The organism is Bartonella tribocorum, assembly GCF_002778015.1.
Classification (GTDB): Bacteria; Pseudomonadota; Alphaproteobacteria; order Rhizobiales; family Rhizobiaceae; genus Bartonella; species Bartonella tribocorum_B.
In genome coordinates, this window is record NZ_NJPP01000014.1 from 25,654 (window position 1) to 44,307 (window position 18,654).

Annotated in this window: 12 protein-coding genes, 1 tRNA gene and 1 pseudogene; 1 reads left to right on the forward strand and 13 read right to left on the reverse strand. The window is 39.3% G+C overall.

Features of this window, described 5'->3' with window-relative positions; translation table 11 throughout:
- Positions 1–973: 973 nt before the first annotated feature.
- A complete protein-coding gene (locus CEV08_RS09945; protein WP_245407042.1) occupies positions 974–1,135 on the forward strand; it encodes a hypothetical protein in 162 nt (53 codons plus the stop codon).
- Between the two features lie 1,159 nt (positions 1,136–2,294).
- Here the strand turns inward: CEV08_RS09945 and CEV08_RS05070 are convergent.
- The 13 genes and pseudogenes from CEV08_RS05070 to tuf form a co-directional block, all read right to left on the reverse strand.
- Positions 2,295–3,686, reverse strand: a complete 1,392-nt coding sequence (locus CEV08_RS05070) for an L-serine ammonia-lyase (RefSeq protein WP_100130640.1) — start codon at positions 3,684–3,686, stop codon at positions 2,295–2,297.
- 338 nt (positions 3,687–4,024) lie between these two features.
- On the reverse strand, positions 4,025–4,714 hold the full coding sequence (locus tag CEV08_RS05075) for a nitroreductase (protein WP_100130641.1): 690 nt from the start codon (positions 4,712–4,714) through the stop codon (positions 4,025–4,027).
- Positions 4,715–4,923: 209 nt separating this feature from the next.
- Positions 4,924–5,310, reverse strand: coding sequence for a MerR family transcriptional regulator (locus CEV08_RS05080; RefSeq protein WP_100130642.1), 387 nt, complete (start codon positions 5,308–5,310; stop codon positions 4,924–4,926).
- 557 nt (positions 5,311–5,867) lie between these two features.
- A complete protein-coding gene (rpoC, locus tag CEV08_RS05085; protein ID WP_100130643.1) occupies positions 5,868–10,079 on the reverse strand; it encodes a DNA-directed RNA polymerase subunit beta' in 4,212 nt (1,403 codons plus the stop codon).
- A 169-nt stretch (positions 10,080–10,248) separates the two neighbouring features.
- The gene (gene rpoB / locus CEV08_RS05090; RefSeq protein ID WP_100130644.1) at positions 10,249–14,400 is read right to left on the reverse strand and encodes a DNA-directed RNA polymerase subunit beta; all 4,152 of its coding nucleotides are present in this window, start codon (positions 14,398–14,400) and stop codon (positions 10,249–10,251) included.
- Between the two features lie 283 nt (positions 14,401–14,683).
- Positions 14,684–15,055, reverse strand: a complete 372-nt coding sequence (rplL, locus tag CEV08_RS05095; protein ID WP_012231477.1) for a 50S ribosomal protein L7/L12 — start codon at positions 15,053–15,055, stop codon at positions 14,684–14,686.
- Positions 15,056–15,158: 103 nt separating this feature from the next.
- Positions 15,159–15,677, reverse strand: a complete 519-nt coding sequence (gene rplJ, locus CEV08_RS05100) for a 50S ribosomal protein L10 (RefSeq protein ID WP_100130645.1) — start codon at positions 15,675–15,677, stop codon at positions 15,159–15,161.
- Between the two features lie 354 nt (positions 15,678–16,031).
- Entirely contained in the window at positions 16,032–16,736 is a 705-nt protein-coding gene (rplA, locus tag CEV08_RS05105; protein WP_100130646.1) for a 50S ribosomal protein L1, read from the reverse strand.
- Positions 16,737–16,740: 4 nt separating this feature from the next.
- Positions 16,741–17,169 carry a 50S ribosomal protein L11 gene (gene rplK / locus CEV08_RS05110; protein ID WP_100130647.1) on the reverse strand — a complete coding sequence of 143 codons (429 nt, stop codon included), beginning with the start codon at positions 17,167–17,169 and terminating at the stop codon, positions 16,741–16,743.
- Between the two features lie 168 nt (positions 17,170–17,337).
- Entirely contained in the window at positions 17,338–17,868 is a 531-nt protein-coding gene (gene nusG / locus CEV08_RS05115; RefSeq protein ID WP_005773664.1) for a transcription termination/antitermination protein NusG, read from the reverse strand.
- Positions 17,869–17,888: 20 nt separating this feature from the next.
- A complete protein-coding gene (gene secE / locus CEV08_RS05120) occupies positions 17,889–18,101 on the reverse strand; it encodes a preprotein translocase subunit SecE (RefSeq protein WP_100130648.1) in 213 nt (70 codons plus the stop codon).
- A gap of 219 nt (positions 18,102–18,320) precedes the next feature.
- A tRNA-Trp gene (locus tag CEV08_RS05125) sits at positions 18,321–18,396 on the reverse strand.
- Positions 18,397–18,443: 47 nt separating this feature from the next.
- Positions 18,444–18,654 (reverse strand): annotated as a pseudogene (gene tuf, locus CEV08_RS05130) (elongation factor Tu); the annotation flags it as partial.

Below are 18,654 nucleotides of genomic sequence, written 5' to 3' on the forward strand. Positions count from 1 at the left end.
TTTTTATATCTTCAGTAGGAATTATCCATGAATCATCTTCAATCTGATTGTCACAAATATAACCCAATGGATATGTGTGAATACTTGTAAGAATAAAAAACACAAAATAAAATGCATTATGGTTGTTTTTTCACAAAGTTTTTTTGTAAAAAGCAGGTTCTTCTCTTCATTTTTTTGCTGGTAAACTTTGTATTTTATGGAGTTGTTCTTCCTAAGAAAGCCTGTGCTTTTTCTATTACCTATAAATCAACATCCAATCCTTAGCAACCGCATGTTTGAGACAAAGATTAAATCGCATCAGTAGCTATACGAACAATCCAAACTTCCGTATGTTAGATGGAAAAAAGGTATTTTTCATACCTGATTGTACAATCTCCAAAACAAGCAGACAGCCTCATTTTGGAAAAATATGAAGTTTTATAAGTGAAAACCGATCCCAAACCTTGCATCTCCTTTTAATTCAGCTTTACCGATTTCAAAAATATCTAAAGCAATATTCTTTAAATAATTAAGATTACGCATTATTTCATGCTTTTTTATATTTTTCTCCATTCGACTATTTTTTCATTTCACAGACAAATCAAACAGATATAAGCAACACTCTCCTACCAATTATGCAGAAAAAAGCTACTACTCGTTCAGAAAGCACGAACCCGTCTCAAATTTATATCGAGTATACTGCTGAATTTAATTTGAGTTTCGGTTTATAAGCAACAAAAACGATATAAGCTTTACTTCGTTTCTTATAAAGACAAAATGCTTTTGGAAAAGAATGGGGAGCAATGGCTCAACATCCAATAACTATATGGCAGAAAGTGATTTAAACGGGTATAATCTCAAAGTGTTTTTCATTCTAGCTTCTTGTTTTGATTTTAAAAATCTACTCGTCGTCAATCAAACGGAATTCACTCAAAGAATTGCTATTATTAGGCATGATTTTAATCGCAGTGAAAAAGACTCATAGGATATCCTTTTGGAAGCTTCTCGTATTGGTATTAATAGATCTTATCGCCTCAATCCAAACTTTGACTGGAAGAGTAATACAAAAAACCATAAAATGGTTATTAAAGAAAATTTTAAAAACCGCATTAAAACTGCTGGTATTAGTATATACGAAAACCGTAAATCTCTATAAATTGATATCGATAATCAAATAGATCTTGAAGATTATTTAAAAGAACCCGTACGTACTTCGTTCGTCCATAAACCAATGAAATGAGATGCTACCGCCTCTCAAATTCTCTGTACGCTCACCAACATCACGGTCTCAGATCCGCATTTATCGAAAGGATAACAATCCTTTGGTTCTTAGAACCAATCCCCCCCTACGGAGGCGCTTAACGTCGTCCTTGACCAAAGATACCAAACGGTTTGTTTTTACGTTCTCGCGCGGTTTCGAAATCATGATATTTTAAGGAGTTTCTTATGGTGCTAAAATGGAGAAATTATCGTTTTTTCGATATGGGTTTTGCACCCCCAAATTACGTTTTATTTTAAAACGTATCATTGCACCTTTAAAAAATCTTTTAAAGAAAGACATTTTTCAGGAGAGCATGAATGTGCATTGGGGATTTTTCAAAAATGAAAGGAATGGAAAAATGCACTCAGTCACAAATTTTTGGGGGGTGATGTTTTTTTGAAAATGATTTTTGAGAGTTAAAAATATTCTATTTGCTTTTTAAAAGCTCTTTGAGAGAGGTTTTGTTTTAATGTATATAGAGACAGAAATTGGTTTGTTTTATAAAACGCATTCTAGGGCTAAATTTGTTTCCAATAGAGGTATTTTTATCTCATCATGTTTTCGGCGAGCTGCGTTATAAGGATAAAACAATTCGTTTGATTCTGGATCAAAGTCGCCGTTAGACTCTCCAACGGAAGGGCCTTTACCCTAAAAACCAAAGGATTGTTAGTTCCCAAAAGCACGGCTTTGAGATCATGATCTTGATGAGTGTACAGAGATTTTGAAAGACGGTAAGCCTCTCATCAAATTAAAAAAAGTCTGCTTTAGAAGCCATTTTTTCTCTGATGAATTTGTTGAATGAAGTTCGTCATTTTGAGACTTAAAAAGCCCGTCTAAAACGAACGTTTTAAGTATACAATATACAGATACAGAAGAGAGGATAAAAAATTCATAGTAGCTACGCATTGCAATATTATTATTAATGGTAACATCAGTGACCTAACGAAGTTAATTTTATGAATAAAAATTATACTCAATAGATAGAAGACAGGCTAGGAATAACAATGTGCTGCCTCTCTCAAGAGCCAGTATAGATTGAAAAATATTCCAACTCTTAACAAGATATTGCATTAACTGCGAGACCACCTTTACTTGTTTCTTTATAGCGTTCACTCATATCATGGCCCGTCTGACGCATTGTTTCTATACAAGCATCAAGAGAAACAAAATGTTCTCCATTACCATATAATGCAAGAGAAGAAGCCGTGACTGCCTTAACTGCCCCCATTGCATTACGCTCAATACAAGGAACTTGTACAAGACCTGCAACCGGATCACACGTCATTCCCAAATGATGCTCAAGCGCTATTTCCGCAGCATTTTCAATTTGAGCCGGTGTTCCACCTAACGCTGCAGTCAACCCCGCTGCGGCCATCGAAGATGCCGTTCCAACTTCACCTTGACACCCAACTTCTGCACCAGAAATAGAGGCATTATGTTTGATAACACCGCCAATAGCTGCTGCTGTCAATAGAAAATTATGTATTCCCTCTTGATCTGAATTATCATTAAACTGAAGATAGTAACGCAAAACTGCGGGAATAACACCAGCTGCCCCATTTGTTGGTGCTGTAACAACACGACCACCTGCTGCATTTTCTTCATTGACTGCCATAGCATATACCGAAAGCCAATCGTTTGCCCAAAGTGGATAATTGTAATTTTTCTTTTGATTTTCCAAAAGCGTTTCATGCAGTTTTTTAGCACGCCTTAGAACACGCAATCCACCTGGCAACTCACCTTCTTGTGAAAGACCTCTATCAATGCAATTTGTCATCACTGAAAAAATTTCATCAAGCCCTGCATCCAGAGAAGAACGCTCTATCTTTATTTCTTCATTTAAGCGCTTCATTTCAGCAATTGAAAGTCCTGATTTTTCTGCCATTGATAACATTGTACGCGCCGAATCAAAGGGATATGGCACCTCAAATGATTCTGGTTGTATATCACCATTCATATGGCTTAATTCATCCTCAGTCACAACAAAGCCACCACCGATAGAATAATAAATCTGCCGCAATAGAACATTCTCAACCGTATCAAGTCCTTCAAAGGCGAGGCCATTCGTATGTCCAGGTAAGATTTCTTTTCGTTCAAAAATAAGATCACGTTGCAAATCAAACTGATAAGCGGGATGATCTTCTGGTTGGACTTTTTTTTCACGTATAACTTTTTCTAACAAAAATTCCATATTATCAGGATCAACAGTAGAAGCTTTTTCTCCTAAAAGTCCTAGTATAATAGCCTTATCTGTCGCATGACCAATCCCCGTGAAAGCTAAAGAACCATAAAGATAAACACGTATACGAGAAACTTGAATACCAGATGACTGAGAAAAATCTCTTATCTTTTGCAAAAACATATTAGCAGCCGTCATCGGCCCCATCGTATGTGAGCTAGAAGGACCAATTCCAATTTTAAAAAGTTCAAAAACAGATAAAAACACGCATCACCTCAAAACTCTAGTATGGTTTGAGCATACGCTTTTTATTGCTTATTCCATTTAAAATCAAATTGCGAGATAAACTAAAAAAATGATAGCAATAAATAGGATTGTTGCTCGTCTTGCTACCACCCAACACCTTTTTTCTATAGTGCTTTCCACAGTCAACCTTTAAAATGGACAATGCTCATAGAGTCATCACTTTCTTAACTTCGTAAACGTAGTAAAATAAGCGTTAATATGCAATACTATAATTCAATAAGAATGTGGGATTCTTACCGAAAATATTTCTTATAATGCACCAAGCTCTTCAAAATATATGTTTAATTATACAAAATATTTTATGGATATGCTTCAATGAAACGGACAAAACTTTCTAACGGTTCTCGTTCTGTCTCAAAATTGTTTTCTGGAGCATTCATATCGCGATAACCAAGTGCCATACCACAAATAATATGGCGATCAGAAGGGATCGATAAAAGTGTACAAATCTGTTTATGATAATCAGCAAAAGCTGCTTGGGGGCAAGTATCTAATCCAAATCCACGTGCTGCTAACATAATAGTCTGCATAAACATACCCAAATCAAGCCAACTCCCCATCTCCATGTCGTGATCCATTGTAAACAAGAGTCCTACAGGTGCATCGAAAAATAAAAAATTTCGCGCCTTTTGATGAAGCATTTTTTCTTCATCATCTTTTTGAATTCCAAGACTCTGATAAAGGTCCAAACCAACTTTGCGACGCCTTGAAAGATAAGGCTCACGCCACTGACGTGGATAATACTGATATTCACGCTCACCTTTTACACCTGAAAGCACAAGTTGTGAAAGCTCTTGCCCCACTTTTTGTAATACACTTCCCCTAAGCACAATTACTTGCCATGGCTGAATATTTGTTCCAGATGGTGCACGTGCTGCAAGTTTTAAGATTTCTTTGATTGTTTCAAAACTAACTGGCCGGTCAGTAAAAGCGCGAATTGACTTTCGCGACAAAATAGATTGAAAAATACTCATGGGAGAAAATGCCATTGTCTTTACTTTCTTTATGAAAAATATTTTTTACTTATTAAGGACAATACACTGTGAAAATATCTTGCTGCTTTTTTCGCACGCTTTATTTCTTTAAATAACTTACACATTTCACGCAGTGTTAAAGACCACCCATCCATCAGGATAGCACAACCTCTCTCTTCAAGAGAAAGAAATTTGTCTAAAAGTAGATGAAATACATTTCATCATCAACGCGTAACCCCCAACTCTGCTAAGCTTTCAAAAAAATCTTCCTCAATTCGTTCTAAATCCTGTAAAAGATCATCAATATCATGCTGCATCTTTTTTAAATCAGCTCGTTTTTTACGAATTCCTGCAATTAATTTCTTAAGCTTTTTCTCATCATCAGGTGGTTTTCCAACCATAGCCAACATATCAGATATTTCAGACAATGAAAATTTAACTCTTTTAGCACGCAGTATTTGTTTTAACTTATGACGATCCGTTTGTGTATAAAGTCGTGTAGTCCCACGCCGAAAAGGAATAAGAAGTCCCTCTTCTTCATAATAACGCAAAGTCCGAGCTGTTATTGAAAATTCACGCGTCAATTCTCCAATTGAATAATATTCGTACATTTTATCATTCTGTCTTCATAAAATACATTGTTATAAGAAACTATGTCTATTTTCTATAACACTTGAGGCAAGCACTCTATTTTCTAATTTTCTGCACTCTAAAATATAAAGACATATATTCTTATCATACAAATATTATACAGCGAAAAAAAAAACTATTTTTTTAGATTACAGAAAAGACTACTGATCTTTTGTTATAAGATCTTTTAAATCTTTATAGAAGATATAAATTAAGAATTTTTTCAAAATTCGAAATCAATTGTTATTTCACTTGTAGAGAGTCCTCTCTTTGTCCTTGGGATATGGCTTTTAGGCTTCACATATCTTAAAAAAAATTCAATATCGCCTTCAGAAATAAGAAAACTTTAAAATGAAGAAACAAAAAGATAAGCATCACTACAAAATAATAAATGGCTAAGAATATTTGAAACGACTGCCAGCTTATAATTTTTATTATTATATTTTTCAGAAAAATATATAACTTCTATATTTTGAGATATAAAAACGTCTGAACTTCCCTATTCAGACGTTTTTATATTACGTGACGTTGCTTTAAATTATTCAGCAACGGCTTCAGCTGTCATATTTGTCAACATAGCCTTGGCTACTTCGTTATTACTAGACTTACGCTGCTCATCTACAATCAAATCATCACGAACTGCTGCAATACGACGAATTTGAGAAATCGTTCCCCCTGTACCAGCAGGAATAAGACGACCGACAATAACGTTCTCTTTAAGTCCTTGTAAAGTATCAATTTTACCAGAAACCGCTGCTTCGGTCAGAACACGCGTTGTTTCCTGAAACGATGCCGCCGAAATGAAAGAAGGCGTTTGAAGAGAAGCTTTTGTAATTCCAAGAAGAATGGGATTACCAGATGCTGGTTTTTTCCCTTCTGCAATCAAATTATCATTGATTTCATCAAGTTCAATACGATCAACATTATCACCTGGAATATAACCAGAATCTCCAGAATCAGTAATTTCAACCTTTTGCAACATTTGACGAACAATCACTTCAATGTGCTTGTCATTGATAAGAACCCCTTGCAAACGATAAACCTCCTGAATCTCATTAACAAGGTAAGATGCCAAAGCTTCAACACCCTTAATCGCTAAGATATCATGAGGGGCTGGATTACCATCAAGGATATAATCACCCTTTTCAATTTGATCGCCTTCTTGAAAGTGAAACAACTTACCTTTTGGAATCAAATATTCTACTGCCTCAAGAGTTTCATCATTTGGTTCAATGATAATACGACGCTTATTCTTATAACCACGGCCAAATCGAATTGTACCACTCACTTCAGCAATAATCGCATGATCCTTTGGACGACGCGCTTCAAAAAGCTCTGCCACACGTGGTAGACCACCTGTAATATCTTTCGTTTTGGCACTTTCCATTGGCAGACGAGCGATAACATCACCAGCTTTAACATGCGCACCAAGCTCAACAGAAAGAATAGTTTCCACTGACATCATATAACGGGCTTCACCTCCCTTATACAATTTAGCAATGGATTCACCTTCTTTATCTGCCTGGATAATAATAGCTGGTTTAAGCTCCGCACCACGTGGATTAGCACGCCAATCAATCACCAAACGCTTCGTAATTCCCGTCGATTCATCCGCTGTTTCAGTGACCGATAAACCATCAACCATATCTTCAAAACCCACATAACCTTCAACTTCCGTTAAAATTGGACGTGTATAAGGATCCCATTCTGCTATACGTTGGCCACGCTTAACCACATCACCATCATCAACAAAAATATGCGCTCCATAGCTAATACGATGCACAACGCGCTCTTTTCCTAACTCATCCTTGATAAGGATAGCCATATTACGCCCCATAACGACCAAGTGGCCTTCAGAGTTACGCGCCACATTACGGTTACGAATTTCCACCGTACCTTCATAAGATGCCTCTAAATACGATGAATCAACAACCTGCGCAGTTCCTCCTAAGTGGAAAGTGCGCATAGTAAGCTGCGTTCCCGGCTCACCAATTGACTGAGCAGCAATAACACCAACCGCTTCTCCCTGATTAACAGGTGTTCCACGCGCCAAATCACGGCCATAGCATTTTGCACAAACACCAATACGCGTTTCACATGTTAAAGCAGAACGAATTTGAACAGATTGAATTCCAGCTTCTTCAATCTTCGCGACATCAGCTTCCTCAATCATCGCTCCACCTTCAAGAATAACCTCTCCAGAGATAGGATGTAAAATATCAACAAGGGCTGTACGACCAAGAATTCTTTGCCCAAGAGAAGCAACTATTTGTCCTGCATCAACAATTGGCTGCATCGTAAGCCCTTTTGCTGTCCCACAATCAACTGCTGAAATAATAGCATCCTGTGCAACATCAACAAGACGCCGTGTGAGATAACCAGAGTTCGCCGTTTTTAACGCAGTATCCGCAAGTCCTTTACGCGCACCATGTGTGGAGTTGAAGTATTCGTTAACAGTTAAACCTTCCTTAAAATTTGAAATAATCGGTGTTTCAATAATTTCACCCGATGGTTTTGCCATTAATCCACGCATACCAGCCAATTGTCTCATTTGGTTAGCAGAACCACGGGCACCAGAATGCGACATCATATAAATCGAATTCATGGGGCGTTGACGACCTGTTTTAGGATCAAAATCAACGGCTTGAATTCGTTTCATCATTTCATCGGCAACACGGTCTGTACATTTACCCCAAGCATCTACAACCTTATTGTATTTTTCACCTTGTGTAATCAAACCATCATTATATTGCTGTTCGTATTCCTTAGCCAAAGCCTCTGTTTCTGCAACTAAACGTGACTTGCTGTCAGGAATAACCATATCATCCTTACCGAATGAAATTCCTGCACGACAAGCATAAGAAAAACCAAGCTGCATAATACGGTCGCAAAAAATAACCGTCTCTTTTTGTCCACAGTGGCGATAAACATGATCAATCATTTTAGAAATATTCTTTTTTGTCATTTCTTGATTGATAATATCAAATGAAATATTCGGATTTTTGGGCAAAAGCTCACCGATAATCAAACGACCAGGTGTCGTATCATAAAGTTTAGCAACTTCTTTTCCATCCTTGCCCATATTCTTAACACGGCCTTTAATCTTCGTATGAAGCGTTACAACCTTATTTTCCAAGGCATAATGAAGCTCACCTATATCGGCAAAAGCCATTCCCTCACCTGGTTCTTTTTCAGAAACAATCGAGAGATAATAAAGCCCAAGAACCATATCCTGTGATGGAACAATAATGGGGGCACCATTAGCTGGATGAAGAATATTATTAGTCGACATCATCAAAACACGTGCTTCAAGCTGTGCTTCAAGAGAAAGTGGAACGTGAACTGCCATCTGATCTCCATCAAAGTCCGCATTAAATGCCGTGCATACCAATGGATGAAGTTGGATAGCCTTGCCTTCAATTAAGATAGGTTCAAAAGCTTGAATCCCCAAACGGTGCAATGTTGGCGCACGATTGAGTAAAACAGGATGTTCACGAATAACCTCATCTAAGATATCCCAAACTTCTGGATGCTCTTTTTCAACAAGCTTTTTTGCTTGTTTTACTGTTGAGGAATATCCTTTTGCATCAAGCCGCGCATAAATAAAGGGCTTAAATAATTCAAGGGCCATTTTCTTGGGAAGACCACATTGATGTAATTTTAATTCAGGACCTGTCACGATAACAGAACGACCCGAGTAATCAACACGCTTTCCAAGCAGATTTTGACGGAAACGTCCTTGCTTCCCCTTTAACATATCTGAAAGAGATTTTAACGGACGCTTATTGGCTCCCGTAATCACACGCCCACGCCGCCCATTATCAAACAATGCGTCAACAGCCTCTTGCACCATGCGTTTTTCATTGCGCACAATAATTCCAGGAGCACGCAATTCAATCAGCCGTTTCAAACGGTTATTACGATTAATAACACGCCGATAAAGATCATTCAGATCTGATGTTGCAAAACGTCCACCATCAAGGGGAACCAATGGACGTAAATCCGGTGGAATAACCGGAATTGTTTTCATAATCATCCATTCTGGCTTATTCCCAGATTCAAGAAAATTTTCAACGATCTTCAATCGTTTAATCAATTTTTTCTGCTTTAACTCTGAAGTTGTTTCAGCTAATTCAAGACGCAAATCATTAGCGATCTTATCTAATTCCATACTCGCTAAAAGCTCGTAAATAGCCTCAGCGCCAATCATTGCTGTAAACTGATCTTCTCCAAACTCATCAATAGCAAGCATATATTCTTCTTCAGAAAGAAGCTGGTAGAGCTTAAGAGATGTCAACCCTGGTTCGGTTACAATGTAATTCTCAAAATAAAGAACACGCTCAATATCTTTTAAAGTCAAATCTAAAAGTGTAGAAATACGGCCTGGTAACGATTTAAGGAACCATATATGCGCAACAGGTGCTGCAAGCTCAATGTGCCCCATACGCTCACGACGTACACGCGAAAGAGTAACTTCCACACCACATTTTTCACAAATAATACCCTTATATTTCATGCGTTTATATTTACCGCATAGACATTCATAGTCTTTAATCGGGCCAAATATACGTGCACAAAAAAGACCATCACGCTCTGGTTTAAAAGTCCGATAATTAATAGTCTCAGGCTTCTTAATCTCACCATACGACCAGGACAAAATTTTCTCAGGACTCGCAATGGAAATGCGAATAGAGTCAAATGTCTGCGCTGGCGCTTGAGGATTGAAAAGATTCATGACCTCGTGGTTCATGCTGTTCTCCTTCAAAGATTCTTAGAACCTGTTGTAATATCTCGTTCATTTTATAACAGATCTTCTTTTAAAGACATTTACTTTAAAAAACGATCCGTACGACCCGAATAAAGTTATTGAGCCTTTTAAAATAATCAGAGCGCAACCTTTTTCTAGTGCGCTCCTTGAATTATTGTTCTGCCGTATCAGATAAAACACGCTGTGCAATAAGTTCACGCGCATCATCAAGCTCTACATTAAGAGCCAGTGAACGCATTTCTTTCACCAATACATTAAAGCTCTCAGGTATACCGGCTTCAAACGTATCATCACCACGCACAATTGCTTCATAAACTTTCGTACGACCAGCGACATCATCCGATTTTACTGTCAACATCTCCTGCAAAGTATATGCAGCACCATAAGCTTCAAGGGCCCATACCTCCATTTCACCAAAGCGCTGTCCACCAAACTGTGCCTTCCCTCCCAACGGTTGCTGCGTAACAAGTGAATAAGGACCAATAGAACGTGCATGAATCTTATCATCAACAAGATGATGCAATTTCAACATGTAAATATACCCTACCGTTACTGGACGATCAAAAGGCTCTCCCGTACGACCATCATAAAGCGTAACCTGCCCTGAACTATCTAGTCCTGCATCTTCCAGCATCATGTTGATATCAGACTCATGGGCTCCATCAAAAACAGGCGTTGCAATTGAAACCCCTTTCTTCATCTGAAGTGCCAATTTGTAAAGACTTTCATTATCATACTGGCGCACAGGTTCATTATGATTATCATTAGGCATAAGATTTTCAATACGTTGACGTAAAGGAAGTATATCACCAGTCTCTTGATATAATTCTAACAAATCACCAATCTTTTTGCCCATCCCCGCACATGCCCAACCAAGGTGCGTCTCAAGAATTTGTCCAACATTCATACGACTAGGCACACCAAGCGGATTCAAGACGATATCAGCATGCGTTCCATCTTCAAGAAATGGCATATCTTCCACGGGAAGAATACGTGAAACAACACCCTTATTTCCGTGACGTCCCGCCATCTTATCACCTGGTTGGATTTTGCGCTTCACAGCTACAAAAACCTTTACCATTTTCATGACACCAGGAGGCATTTCATCACCCCTTTGGACCTTTTCAACTTTATCCATAAAGCGACGTTGTAATGCTTCTTTTGATTCATCATATTGCTTGCGCAAAGCTTCAATTTCATTTTGAAGCTTTGCATCTTCAACAGCAAATTGCCACCATTGCGAACGTGGATAATGCTCCATTACCGTACTATCAAGCTTTTTGCTCCCTGAAAAGCCTTTTGGACCTTCTACAGCGACTTTACCTGTCAACATATCAGTAAGACGTGCATAAACATTGCGATCAAGAATCGACTGTTCATCATCACGGTCTTTTGCTAAACGCTCAATCTCTTCACGCTCAATTGCCATAGCACGCTCATCTTTTTCAACACCATGGCGATTAAAAACGCGAACTTCAACAACAGTACCAAACGTCCCAGGAGGCATACGCATAGAAGTATCACGAACATCCGATGCCTTTTCACCAAAAATTGCACGAAGAAGCTTTTCTTCCGGTGTCATGGGACTCTCACCCTTTGGTGTAATCTTTCCAACCAAAATATCACCCGGTTGAACTTCAGCACCAATATAAATGATGCCAGCTTCGTCAAGATTTCTTAATGCTTCTTCCGCAACATTAGGAATGTCGCGCGTAATTTCCTCAGGACCAAGCTTTGTATCCCGTGCTGCCACTTCAAATTCCTCAATATGAATTGAAGTAAACACATCATCCGCAACAATGCGCTCAGATAACAAAATGGAATCTTCGTAGTTGTATCCATTCCAAGGCATAAAGGCGACAAGAACATTCCGCCCAAGAGCCAAATCACCAAGATCCGTGGATGGACCATCTGCAATGATATCGCCCTTTTCCACCCGATCACCAACATGCACAAGAGGACGCTGATTAATACAAGTGGACTGATTAGAACGCTGAAATTTTTGTAAGCGGTAAATATCAACGCCTGATTTTGAAGGATCTAAATCTTCTGTTGCACGAATAACAATACGGGTAGCATCAACTTGATCAACAACACCACTCCGTTTTGCGCTCACAGCAGCTCCTGAATCTCGTGCAACAACGGATTCCATTCCCGTACCAACAAATGGCGCTTCAGCGCGTACAAGAGGAACGGCCTGACGCTGCATGTTCGATCCCATCAACGCACGATTCGCATCATCATTTTCCAAAAAAGGAATAAGCGCGGCTGCGACTGAGACCAACTGTTTTGGTGAAACATCCATCAAATCAACATGATCGCGCGGCGCCATTAAAACTTCACCAGCATGACGGCAAACAACAAACTCTTCTATAAAACGGCCTTCATTATCTAATGAAGAATTCGCTTGAGCAACATAGTGCTTTGCTTCTTCCATTGCTGAAAGATAAATAACTTCTTTGGTGACTTTACCATCAATAATTTTACGATAGGGGCTTTCAATAAAGCCATATTTGTTAACCCGGGCAAATGTTGCTAAAGAGTTAATAAGACCAATATTGGGACCTTCTGGTGTTTCAATCGGACAAATACGACCATAATGGGTAGGATGGACGTCACGAACTTCAAAACCCGCACGCTCACGGGTCAATCCCCCTGGACCAAGAGCAGAAAGACGGCGCTTATGGGTGATTTCCGACAATGGATTGGTTTGATCCATGAACTGCGACAATTGTGAAGATCCAAAAAACTCACGAACTGCTGCTGCTGCAGGCTTTGCATTGATCAAATCCTGCGGCATAACTGTATCAATTTCAACCGATGACATACGCTCTTTTATCGCACGCTCCATACGAAGGAGACCAATGCGATATTGATTTTCCATCAACTCCCCAACGGAACGAACACGACGATTGCCAAGATTATCAATATCATCAATTTCACCACGGCCATCACGCAATTCAACCAACATCTTAACAACAGCAAGAATATCCTCTTGACGTAAAATGCGAACTGTATCTGGACAATCAAGATCCATACGCAAATTCATCTTCACACGCCCAACTGCTGAAAGATCATAACGCTCTGGATCAAAAAACAATGAATTAAACATTGCTTCCGCTGTATCGATTGTTGGGGGCTCACCTGGACGCATTACTCGGTAAATATCAAACAATGCATCCTGTCGACTTTCATTCTTATCTACCTTTAAAGTATTGCGGATATAGGCGCCAATATTCATGTGATCAATATCAAGGATATTGATTTGATCTGCACTAACATCAAGCAAAACTTTTAATACTTTTTCGTCAATCTCATCCCCAGCTTCAAGGTAAATCTCACCTGTCTCATAATTGACGATATCTTCGGCAAGATAACACCCTAATAAATCATCTTCACTAACTTTAACCGCCTTGAGACCTTTTTCTGCCAAAGACTTCGCAGTACGAACTGTTAGCTTTTTACCAGCTTCCGCAACAACTTCACCACTATCTGCATCTATAAGATCAGAAATGAGCTTCATTCCTTTAAAGCGATCAACAGAATAAGGAACACGCCATCCTTCTCCATCACGCTCATAAGCCACTTTATCATAAAACGTCGACAAAATATCCGACGCATCCATACCTAATGCCATTAAAAGACTGGTTACAGGAATCTTGCGCCGCCGATCAATACGCGCATAAATGATGTCCTTAGCATCAAACTCAATATCCAGCCAAGAGCCATGATACGGAATAACACGAGCAGCAAAAAGAAGCTTTCCCGACGAATGGGACTTCCCTTTATCATGATCAAAAAAAACACCAGGAGAACGATGCATCTGAGAAACAATAACACGCTCTGTACCATTAACAATAAAGGTACCATTGGTCGTCATTAAAGGCATATCGCCCATATAAACGCCCTGCTCTTTAATGTCTTTGATATCTTTGGCACCAGTATCCTCATCAACATCAAAAACAATCAAACGTAATATAACCTTTAAAGGGGCAGCATAAGTTAAATCACGTTGACGACATTCTTCAACATCAAATTTCGGTAAATCAAATTCATAACCAACAAACTCAAGCATAGCTGTACCGGAAAAATCGGAAATAGGAAACACCGATTTAAAAACAGCTTGCAAACCTTCCTCTGGTCGTCCACCTTTCGGTTCCTCAATCATGAGGAACTGATCATATGATGCCTTTTGAACCTCAATAAGATTCGGCATCTCTGCTACTTCAGGAATCTTACCAAAAAACTTGCGCACCCGCCTACGACCATTGAATTGAGACATCATTGCGTGAGTCTGAGCCATCGTCGCTCCTTGATCCTTACTCTTCAAGGTAGACCAACCTTGAAAGCCTTACATCATTAATCTGCATACGCAGACCAGTTCACTTGACACCCAATAATGAGCATCGTTAACTCCCCCATCAACAAAAGCCTTTCATTAACTCGGCTCTATGATGAGGGATGAATAACCCAAACCTATTCCCATTACTATGATTAAACCGTTGGAAAAAGGTTTTGTATCCATTATCTTTCCTCTTTTTAAAGAGAGAATCGGCGAACATAAATGTCCGCCGATAAAATTAAATTTATTTAAGTTCAACTTTAGCACCAGCAGCTTCAAGCTGAGATTTAATTTTTTCTGCCTCTTCTTTAGAAGCGCCTTCTTTAATAGGCTTAGGTGCTCCTTCAACCAGATCTTTAGCTTCTTTAAGACCAAGTCCCGTAAGAGCACGAACTTCTTTAATAACATTAATTTTTTGCGCGCCACCTTCAACGAGAATAACATCAAATTCTGTTTTTTCTTCAGCAGCTGGAGCAGCAGCACCAGCAACAGCAGCAACAGCTACAGGAGCAGCAGCCGAAACACCCCACTTTTCTTCAAGTAACTTAGAAAGCTCAGCAGCTTCCAAAAGGGTTAGATTAGAAAGGTCTTCTACGATCTTCGCTAGATCAGCCATTTTTAAATTCCTTTAATTAAAAGATTTGAACCATTATTAAAATTTTTATTCAAAAAAACAGAAAAGCATTAAAGCTCTTCCATCACCATGAATACAAACAGCCTTAAGCCGCCTTATCCTCCTGAGCATATGCTCCAATGACACGTGCAACCTGACCTGCAGGTGCATTAACAACCTGTGCAATACGGGTGGCAGGAGTAGAAATCATACCCACAAGTTTTGCCCGCAACTCGTTTAATGAAGGCAATGAAGCCAATGACTTCACAGCATCTACAGTTAAACTTGTTGCACCCATTGAACCGCCAAGGATGACAAATTTGTCATTGCTTTTTGCAAAATCAACAGCAACCTTTGGTGCTGTGATTGGATCTTCTGAATAAGCGATAAGCGTTTGTCCAGTAAACAAACCCGATATCGATTCAGATTCCGTGCCCTGAAGAGCGATTTTAGCAAGACGGTTTTTGGCGACTTTAACGGCACCGCCAGCTTCACCCATTTTTGAACGCAAATCATTCATTTGTGAAACTGTCAGACCGGAATAATGTGCAACAACAACAGAACCAGACTTTTGAAAAGCCTCGTTAAGCCATGTAACAAATTCGCGTTTTTCCGCTCTATTCACTGTCTCTCTCCATTTAACAGATTTGCTTAAAACAAACCTGTTGGTTACCTTTGATAACATAAAATATTCATGTCACCGATGAGGATCCTGTCCCCTTTTCACGCACAGCATTCAAAGGCAACCTTGGCTCAAACCCTTTAAGTCTTTAAACTCTCAGTTTTTTACCCCAGTCTCATGAAGGTCTTTTTGATTAAGATACTTAAAGCATCACCCACAATCTCGGACAGGATATTCCGGAATTTCTCCCGGTACAACCTAAGCTCTAAAAAGCTTAGATAGCTAAATGCCAGCCAAAACCGACATTTAAAATATAATTTTTATAATTACATACCTCAAAAAAAATTATAAATCAGCTTATATTGACTCTGAACGAACCGTTGCTGGATCAACTTTAACACCAACCCCCATAGTTGAAGAAACAGCAACACGCTTAATATACTCACCCTTTGCACCTTGCGGTTTCGCTTTAATAACCGCACTTGCAAAGGCTTTAATATTTTCTACGATTTTTTCAACACCAAAAGAAGCCTTCCCAATACCTGCATGCACAATACCTGCTTTTTCAACACGAAACTCAACAGCACCACCTTTAGAAGCTTTGACAGCACCGGCAACATCAAGGGTTACAGTACCAACTTTTGGATTTGGCATCAAACTCCGTGGACCAAGAATCTTACCAAGACGACCAACAAGAGGCATCATGTCTGGTGTTGCAATACAACGATCAAAGTTAATTACCCCCCCATTAATACTTTCAAACAAATCTTCAGCACCTACAATATCAGCTCCTGCTGCCTTAGCTTCCTCAGCTTTGTCTCCACGAGCAAAAACGGCAACACGAATATTCCGTCCCGTTCCGTTAGGCAAATGAGCGACACCCCGAACCATCTGATCAGCATGACGAGGATCAACACCCAAGTTCATTGAAATTTCAATTGTTTCATCAAACTTAGCAACGGCACGCTCCTTAACTATTAAAACAGCATCATTTAAAGCGTAAAGTTCATTAAAATCAACATCTTTTCGTATATTTTTCATTCTCTTTGCTACTTTTGCCATAATATTAGCCCACCACTTCTAAGCCCATAGAGCGCGCAGAACCTTCAACCATACGCATCGCTGCCTCAATGTCATTCGCATTAAGATCTTTCATCTTTGATTCCGCAATCGAACGAATTTTATCGCGAGAAATACTGCCTATAGATACCTTACCAGGCTCTTTTGAACCAGATTTCAGTTGCGCTTCCTTCTTTAAAAAGAACGATACAGGAGGCGTTTTGAGAGAAAACGTGAACGACTTATCTTGGTAATACGTAATAACAACTGGAATCGGCGCTCCCTTTTCCATTTCTTGTGTAGCCGCATTAAACGCCTTACAAAATTCCATGATATTAATACCACGCTGTCCAAGGGCCGGACCAATCGGTGGAGATGGAGTAGCAGCCCCCGCAGGAACCTGCAACTTGAGTTGACCTATACTTTTTTTTGCCATAATAATCTGCCTTCAATTTCACTGGTACACGAACAACTTATCTTGCTCGCTACCCGCTGCAGCCATGTGGTTCGGATCATTAAGCCGACAAAAGCCATAAATCACCTCCCACTCCTCCCTTAAAGTAATTAAAATTACTCTAAGCTTAATTAAAGTTTTTTTATTTAATCAGAGTTTTTCAACCTGACCAAACTCCAAATCAACAGGCGTAGGACGCCCAAAAATGAGCACCTCAACTTTAAGACGAGAGCGCTCTTCCTCAACCTCTTGAACAATTCCATTAAATGAAACAAAAGGACCATCAGCGACGCGAACTTGCTCTCCAACCTCAAACAACACAGAAGACTTTGGAGACTCAACCCCTTCCTGAACTTGTTTGAGAATCTGTTCAACTTCTCGATCAGAAATGGGAACAGGACGCGCGTCCGATCCTAAAAAACCTGTCACTTTAGGCGTATTCTTAATAAGATGATAAACCTCATCTGTTAATTCAGCACGAACAAGAACATAACCAGGAAAAAACTTCCGTTCAGTATCAACTTTGCGTCCACGACGAACTTCTACTACACGCTCCGTTGGAACAAAAATTTTTTCAAACAGATGATCAAGTCCTTTTTGCTTCGCCTCCTTGTCAATAGCTTCCGCTACTTTCTTTTCAAAATTTGAATATGCCTGAACAATATACCAACGAGCCGCCACAATCACACTTCCTTACATTCTCAACTAAAAAGATATTTCAGAAGATCAATAACCCGCCAAACACCAAAATGCATAACCTGATCCACAATAAAAAAGAAAGCCGAAGCCACTGCAGTTACCAACAAAACCATAACAGTAGAAATAACCGTCTCGCGACGCGTAGGCCACTTCACTTTAGCTGTTTCTGCATAAACTTGCTTCAAAAAGGCAATTGGATTCGTTTTAGATACCATCGTCACATTATACTCTCTAGCCTTATATACTCTCTTTTAGACCTATTGCGCTTTATCCAACAAAATAAATACGGAAAAATGTAAAAGCCAACTTCCAAACTGATGCATTTCTTTACTTTCTATTCAATAGCGTTTCACATACAAAAAAACAAGCCCTCTACAAAAAAAAGTAAAAAATGCATAAAAACCCGCCCCCATATTTAAAACCTTATCCCCCTTTGGCAGGGGCAGCAGGACTTGAACCCGCGACCTGCGGTTTTGGAGACCGCCGCTCTACCAACTGAGCTATACCCCTAACTTTCAAAACTCAAACACCTTTAGAAATTTTCCAACAAGCATTATTTATTCAATAATCTTGGAGACGATACCGGCACCAACAGTACGACCACCTTCACGAATAGCAAAACGAAGCTTTTCTTCCATCGCTATCGGCACAATCAGAGACACATCCATCGCAACATTATCCCCTGGCATAACCATTTCTGTCCCTTCTGGAAGCGTAACAATACCCGTAACATCCGTCGTACGGAAATAAAACTGAGGACGATAATTC